This window comes from Desulfamplus magnetovallimortis (genome assembly GCF_900170035.1).
Lineage (GTDB): Bacteria > Desulfobacterota > Desulfobacteria > Desulfobacterales > Desulfobacteraceae > Desulfamplus > Desulfamplus magnetovallimortis.
Genome location: NZ_LT828540.1, coordinates 237,477 through 245,069 on the forward strand (window position 1 = coordinate 237,477; position 7,593 = coordinate 245,069).

The window sequence follows — 7,593 nt, forward strand, 5'->3', positions numbered from 1 at the left end:
GCCATTGAAAAAGTGTAAACCGGCAAATGAAGGATGCCCATTTTTACGGTAAAATTTTGAATCTTCATGCAACACTCCCTGATAGAATGGGCTGAACCGCATTTTGAAACATATTGAAGCTATGGGAAACGTTTTGATTCACATCCATATGTTGAGCAATCTCTTTGGCACATTCACTTTTTCGTAAACCCGTCAAAAAATATCCGGCTCTTTTTAACACGCGTTCCAATGCTTCCCAGGTGCCTCCTGGGATGCCATCTGGATCACGGTAAGGTGCCTTATTCGGGATTGTGGCGGGGACTCTCGGATAAGCGGTTCGTACTGCATTCCAGTCACCAAAATACCAGGCTTCCAGCTCTTCAATGACAATGCGATTGGTCACCTTGAATCTTTGGCCGGTTGCCGCACTTGTTTTAGTCGTAAAACCCGCCTCAAGAGCATTTTGTTCAAGTTGCTGCTTCAGCGTTTCGCAAGCGTCATCATCCCTATCCACGAGAACAATAATAGACCATTCATCTGGAATCCAGGAATACCCCCTTAGTCGATTCGGCAGTTGTTTTAGCAAATCATCTTTACACTGAAAGCATATGATTTGAAATTGGACTTCTCCAAGCATTTTGGGCAGCAGGATTTCTAAAGCGGATTCCATTGAGTACTCTTCCACAAATACAATCAGTTTCTCCAGCATGATTTATGACCCTTACTCTTTTGTTTTGGGGCTCCGGAGTTGACCAAAGGGTCACCAAAGCCAAAATGACCTTCCATCCAAAGATGTCCCATGGATGCGCCTGCCTGGAGCATTTCAGGAATGCCGTGAATATCTGATGCTTTAACCGTCCGGGTAAACCCATCTTCGTCTCGATACAGCACTCGGACCTCTTCTGCCCGCATTGCGTTTATCAAAAAAGGGGAGTGACTGGTAATGAGGAGTTGAGAAGTTTCAGATGCCGCACGACACTCTTCTGCCAATTCAGGCAGCAACCGAGGATGGAAAAAATTCTCCGGCTCTTCAATACCGATAAATTTCGGAGGTTCAGGATCATGCAATACCGTTAAATAAGCCAGCATTTTCATTGTTCCGTCTGAAGCGAATCGTGAAAGCACCGGTTTCTTAAATGGGGCATCTTTGATCTGTAAAAGCAGGCGACCGTCCGGCATGGGAACCGCATCAACCCGTTCGAGCCTGGGAATCCGTTTTCGAAGGGCTTCAACAATCTTTTCCAGTCGATTTGGATGCTGTTCTTTCAGATATTGGATGACATTGGCCAGGTTATCCCCATTTTTATTCAGCCGTTCTTGTAGTCCGGCTTCAGGCTGATTTTTGGTTTGATCAATGGATAGATATGAAACATACCAGTCGGTAATGAACTCTCGCAGTGCCGCAATTCGTGGATGCTCAGAAAGCTGCCCCAGTGTGTTTACTGCAATGAGATCAGCAGAGCGCAAATTGCTCTCTTTTCTTAAATCATCAACGTCAGGAACTTCTCCACTGACCGCCTGCCCCATGCCTTTATGAAAATCTAAAAAGCGGAAGGGTTTCCCATTACTTCCTCGCCGCCATTGCAACCACTCTTCAACGACTTCCGGCCCCTTTAGCCCTTCATCAATGGCCAGGTGGTAGGTGATGATCGGCGTCTTAAGCGCTTCACGGTATCTCAATTCAAATACAATAGGATCATCGACTCCCCGGCTTTTCAGCTCTTTACATCGCCCACGGCGATCCCAGGCATGACGAAGTCCAAACTGGAAACATTCGGAAAGAAAACTGAACACATCAAATACAGTCGATTTTCCGCTTCCGTTTGGACCTAACAAAACGGTCATTGGTGTCAGTTTGTTAAGCGTCACACTTCTCAAAGCACGATAATTTTGAACTCTTAGAGACTCAATACGAGGGATATTTTTTATTTGTAGCTCTGGTTTATCTCGTTGTTCAGTCATGGCTTTGAATTTCTCCACTATATGTTTTTGATCATTATTAGCTGCTTTATTTTTTCATTTTCCCTGACTCACGGGGCGGCTTTTTGCTAAGGCTGTTTATGGCATGGGCAAGACAGCCGCCAAAGCATTGCCCTCGACGCTTAAAGTCACAGGTTAGACACTCTGATTTACACCCAAGTGTCCGGTATGGAGCAAGTTCTTTTTCATAGAAAGCTGTTATTTCCATTCTGTTGTCAAAAGAGTCCAGATGGCTGTTCAGGATATCTGATAGCGGAAAACAGCTCCATACCGACAGATCCAGACCAATATCAACAATGGGATTGCACACAGATTTAAAACCTTCAGTTCGGGTCTGCAATTGCCCAAGTTCAGCTTCTGAAAACATGCAAAGCGTCATTCCGCAGTCAAATCCAATTAGAATATCTTCGGCAATACAGGCATTTGTCATATTCATGATGGCTCTTCCTGTCTCCCTGTAATCATCAGGATGAAGATAGTCATTTTCCTGCCCCACAATTGGCTGGGCGATTCCAACCCTTATGTGTTTTCGAAGGTTATACTCTTTTATTATGTCGATGAGATAATCAAATTCAAAATCAGGTGATGTCAATGTAATACTAAGTGTTATTTTTTGACCAAGTTTTTTCAGGGCATATGTTCTGTCTCTGATCTGTTTTTCAGAGTCCTTAGCCTGGGGAGATATGTTGCACAGAAAAGATATCTCGCTGTCGGACATCTGCTCAATGTAATCGGTCACACCGGCAGAGAACATTCCGTTTGTGAAAACATGAACATGAAAGCCATCAGAAATTGCTTCATCCAGGATATCGGTAAATTCAGGATGAACAGAAGGTTCTCCTCCAAGAAGCCGTAATTGCTTTGTACCTGATCTACTTGAGAAATCCATCACCTTACGGATATTCTCTCGGGTAATGTTTGATGGTTCGTTACGTGAATTCAGCCGTTGGCGGGCAAAGCAGAAACTGCATTTTCGGTTGCATTTTGAAGTGATAAGCAGGTTACCCATTTATGAATAATTCCTTTACCGTGAAAATGACTATCATTTTTATATTTAGGTATGATTGATGCATAATCAATCATGCCCGTTTACCATGGAAATGACTCTCATTTTTATATTTAAGCATGATTGATACGTAATCAATGATGCCCGTTTACCGTGGAAATGACTCTCATTTTTATATTTGGGGGTGATTGATACGCAAACATGAGCGTTTACCGTGAATATTCCCCTGATTTTTTTCGTAGTCGAGGGGTGGCCTGAAAGCCTGTTTAAACAAATGTTTTAAGATAGTAAAGTACAGACTCCTTATCAGGTATCTCATCAATAAGAGTTGAGATTGTCTGTTCCGGCAGTTTAATATAACAGCTATACTCTTTAAGGCTTGAAAAAAATAGCTTTTTTAACTGTTGTATCATGTCAGTAGTTGGATATAAATTTGGAAACGAAAGTATCTGAGCTGTATTTCCCCAGGTCTCAATTGCTTCTCTTGCAGTATCTATTGTTGTTCCAGATTTTATATCAGTGAATACGAGTTCAGTAAAAGGTTTTATATTTACAGGCATATTAAGTTTATATCTTTTTTTCAACATATAACTTACAGCAGAAGGAGCTAAGATTTTGTTACATTTGCCGTTGATTTCAAATTTTACTTCCTTCTCCATATTTACGTTATGCTCCAAATTTGTGTCATTTTCAAAATTGGCACTATGCTTAATAATTGTACTATTTTCAAAATCTACATCATCCTCAAAATTTGCCTGATTTTCAAAATTTTCATCAACATAAAATTTATAGTGCCAGATCCCTGAATTGGCAAGTTCTTCAAGATCCTTTACCTGTTCCAGAAAACGTATGGGTGCGGTTAAATTTATTCTTGTTGCACCTGCAAGTTGACATTGGGAAGCAGTCATACAAAGCAGCCTGATATCCATTTTACAGTCGCAAATCAGCTCAACATCATGGTTAAAAACCTGGTTCAATGCTGTTTGCAGATTATCCTGCAAAAAATGGTGATTTATGTATTTCGGGTCTGCTTCCGGATTGGTGATTTTATCAAAGAGGTTATCAGTTGCCACTACGTCAGAATAATAATAACTTCTTGAAATCAGTTCCGGTTGAAGAGCTTCATTGTTCATATTAATTGTGACTTTTCCAATACTCCTGGATTTTAATCCCTTTACCCAGGGAAGCCCATGTATTTTAAATTTCAGAAATGAAAGGTTGTGCCTGCCTGCTATGATATCTGAGACCTTGTTGGCAAGCAGAAGCTCGCTTTGACTCATCCACTTGTTGGCATAGACATTGTAAGGTGGCTCATCATTAAATAAATAACCATATTCATGGGCTTTTTTTCTAAGTTCGGTACCGTTTAAAAGATAAAGAGCATTGATAAAAATACCAGGTGGATTCTGGTGAAGTGCAAACAAAACACCTCTGAAAAAATTGGTTAAGGATTCAAATGGCAAACCGCATATAAGATATATGTTGAAAAAAATATCTGTTTTGTGCAGAAGATTAATCCCTTTTTCAAATCGGCTTGATTCAAAAGAACGGTGGATGGCTTTGACAGTATTAGGGTTAATGGATTGAAGCCCGATATCCATGGTTGTACAAAAATCCATATATTGAATTGTTTCAGGGGTGATCTGCTCACCATATCCTTCCACTGCAACCGATATAGCTGGATATTTTCTTTTTGCCTCTTTGAATATTTTGGATATATTTTTAAGTCTGCTGATCTTGCTGTTACAAAGAATAGGATCCAAAATATGAAACATATTGGCCCCTTGAGATGCCATATGGTTTACTTCCTGCTCAAGTCTTGTTAAATCCTGGGATTGTATAATTTTTTTGCGCGATCCTTCAAAACAGTAGCTACACCTAAAGGGGCATCCCCGGGTTGTTTCCAAAAGAACCCCCAGGCGATTCTTTTCATGGACAGGTACAAGGTCGTTAAGAATAGGGGAGGGAATTTGGTTCAAACTCTCAATTTCCCTTGCCGGGCCCGAAAAAAGAGTTCTTTTTTTTTCACGATACCACAAGCCAGATACTTTATGAGGTTGCTCTAAAGTGCGTTTTTTTGCATTCCAGTTTGTGAGAAACTCTTCAATGGGGATTTCTCCGTCACCATCAATTATATAATCAAGTTCAGGGTAAAGTTCTAAATAATTGGTAACAGATCGTGTAACTTCCTGGCCTCCAGCTAAAACGCATATGCCTGGGATTGCCTTCTTTATCTTTTTTGCAACTTTAAAAAGAGTGTTTCGATTCCATATGTTTACAGATAACCCAAGAATATCAGGCTTGTGTTTTGTAATTGCTTTTATATGATCGTCAAAAACCGAGTCAGATACATGATTTTCCCATTCTATATATCTTGTATCAAATTCTTTTGAAAGATGTCTTTTTTGTATAAGCAGAGATAGGATTCGGATGGGAAGGGAGTAGTAACCAGGTTCATTAACAGCACAGAAAATAATTTTTACCTTGTACTCATGAATATCGTTTTTCATTTCTCATAGCCTCTTTATAAAGTACATGGGGGATTTCCGCCACAATGGAAGGAATGAAAGTCTTTTTTAAAACAGGCTGTTAAGGAGACTTTCTTATTAAATACCCCCTATTTGCCAATGCTTTCTTCAATGTTAAAAGTTCTTTTACATTTAGAAACGATACTCCCTGCTTCAAGCAGGTGGAAAGATCTTCAGTAACCTGTAGTAAGTGCTTTTTTCTCAACAAATATGAGGATAAAGGATCAGGGCCAAATATTAAATCCTGATATGCATAGTAAACCTTGTCATTACAGTTGAAAGATTTATCAAAAAACGGGGCAATTTTCTCATCCATGCCAAGCTCGAAAAGACGATTAACATACCACAGAGAAAATCCAGTGATGCTGGACATGGAGGCTTTTTTGCACCAGTTCTTAATGATATGCCAATTAAGGCTTTTGTTTGTCATAAGCAGTCCCAAATCAATTAGTTGAAGTGGTCTGTCAAATCCATGGTGAACAAAACCATGGGTTATCAAATCAAGACACTGGTACTCCGGAGATAGGATATTGAAAAAGCCTTGTCCCTTTGTAATGTGTTTTGTTGATAGAAACCACTCATCAAATAGATGCCTGTGGTTCTGATAACGCTTTGGGGTAAAAAATGACCAGTGAATCTCAAATAGAGTATTGTCGATTTTATAAACAATCTGGCTTCTTAAGATCTTGTGAGGGATGTAACCATTTTGTTTAAATGCTTCAAGCAAAAGTAACCGATCATCTTTTCTGATCAGAATATCAACATCACCCATAGGTCTTAATGTGGGATTGTCATATAGCCAGGTTGATATTGAAAGTCCTCTGAGCACAATAGCATCAATGTTGTGCTGTTTAAAGATAGAGAAAAGTTTTGTTGTTGCACTGCTAAACTGTTCATGTTTATGCCAGATGTTAATGGAAAAAGCTCTCCATTGCTCATTAATATCTTTTGGTAACTCTACCTTGCTGAGCACAGAATGAAAAATTGACTGCATATTGCAGGTAACAATCCATGGATTAAGTTTTTTCCAGAGAATATTTTCGGGGATTGGAAGAGACGAATTGTCTTTTTTTATAAAATGCCGAATTACCCTAAGAGAAAAGAGCTTTTCAGGTGAGCCTGGCGGTAGAGATACTATTTTTTTGAGGGAAATGTTTTTATTATCCTGCTTATAGTTCATTGCTGAGGGCATCTGTTTAACCGTAAATCTATTGTTTGGTGTTTAAAAATCAGGCCAGTGAGAGTTTTTTACTGCTGCATCCTATGAACTAATTTACTATTTTTATATTTGAAACCTTCACAAATCCAGGGGGCTTTTTGCCTCTTTTATGGTGTTGGACGATACACTCTTGGTATTTTTGTAAATCATTGTTGTTCTTACATCACTGTGCCCCATAAGTTTTTGAACTGTTCTGATATCAAAATTTGCCTGAAGCAGATGGCTGGCAAAGCTGTGACGAAATGTATGAGCTGAGGCTCGTTTTATTATTTTTGACTTTTTTACAGCCCTTTTTATGGCTTTCTGCACATGGGTATCATGCAGATGATAGCGCCTATACTCTCCTGTTTCCGGCACAAAAGTCAACGTCTTTGCCGGAAAAAACCATTGCCAAGCAATATCTTTTCCGGCATTTTTATTTATTCCGGAATAATATAACAGCACAGCCTCTTTTGCATGTTCCTGTTGAATATCAGTCTGATTTTTTGTTTTAAGTTTTTCAATGAAAAATTTCAGGCTGTTATTCTCTATATAGGGATGTTGATATTTTTTACAAAAATCCAGATAAAAATTCAGCCATTTTCGATATTCATTATGAAGATAAACGGGTACGTTATTTTCGGCCAGGAGAAAACTGTATTTTTTTGTAGTGCTTCAGGTACTTTTATCATGGTATCCAGTTTAAGCAACTGAAAAACAGGAAATTCTAATGAAAATACAGATACTGCTTGAACCGAGTGAAGAGGGTGCCTACACAGTGATTGCTCCAACCCTCCCCGGGTGTATTTCTGAAGGAAATACAAAAGAAGAAGCAATAGAAAACATCAAAGAAGCAATCGAGCTTTATACTCAAAATCGACATCTTATTGCTTTTGCAGAAG

At 39.3% G+C, this 7,593-nt stretch carries 7 protein-coding genes; 1 reads left to right on the plus strand and 6 read right to left on the minus strand.

Going from position 1 to position 7,593, the window contains the following annotated elements; genetic code table 11:
* Window positions 1-64: 64 nt before the first annotated feature.
* The 6 genes from MTBBW1_RS00975 to MTBBW1_RS01000 form a co-directional block, all read right to left on the minus strand.
* Window positions 65-688, minus strand: a complete 624-nt coding sequence (locus MTBBW1_RS00975) for a DUF4276 family protein (RefSeq protein WP_080797858.1) — start codon at window positions 686-688, stop codon at window positions 65-67.
* Window positions 673-1,941 carry an AAA family ATPase gene (locus MTBBW1_RS00980; protein ID WP_080797861.1) on the minus strand — a complete coding sequence of 423 codons (1,269 nt, stop codon included), beginning with the start codon at window positions 1,939-1,941 and terminating at the stop codon, window positions 673-675. The genes MTBBW1_RS00975 and MTBBW1_RS00980 overlap by 16 nt, the downstream gene beginning before the upstream one ends.
* Window positions 1,942-1,987: 46 nt before the next feature.
* Window positions 1,988-2,968, minus strand: coding sequence for a radical SAM protein (locus MTBBW1_RS00985; RefSeq protein WP_080797863.1), 981 nt, complete (start codon window positions 2,966-2,968; stop codon window positions 1,988-1,990).
* Window positions 2,969-3,231: 263 nt separating this feature from the next.
* Entirely contained in the window at window positions 3,232-5,475 is a 2,244-nt protein-coding gene (locus tag MTBBW1_RS00990; protein ID WP_080797866.1) for a B12-binding domain-containing radical SAM protein, read from the minus strand.
* Between the two features lie 79 nt (window positions 5,476-5,554).
* Entirely contained in the window at window positions 5,555-6,685 is a 1,131-nt protein-coding gene (locus tag MTBBW1_RS00995; protein WP_080797869.1) for a nucleotidyltransferase family protein, read from the minus strand.
* Between the two features lie 105 nt (window positions 6,686-6,790).
* Window positions 6,791-7,339 carry a tyrosine-type recombinase/integrase gene (locus MTBBW1_RS01000; RefSeq protein ID WP_080797872.1) on the minus strand — a complete coding sequence of 183 codons (549 nt, stop codon included), beginning with the start codon at window positions 7,337-7,339 and terminating at the stop codon, window positions 6,791-6,793.
* Window positions 7,340-7,421: 82 nt separating this feature from the next.
* On the opposite strand from MTBBW1_RS01000, the gene MTBBW1_RS30270 reads away from it, so the two are divergent.
* The coding region (locus MTBBW1_RS30270; RefSeq protein ID WP_080797875.1) for a type II toxin-antitoxin system HicB family antitoxin at window positions 7,422-7,593 on the plus strand (172 nt) is incomplete at its 3' end.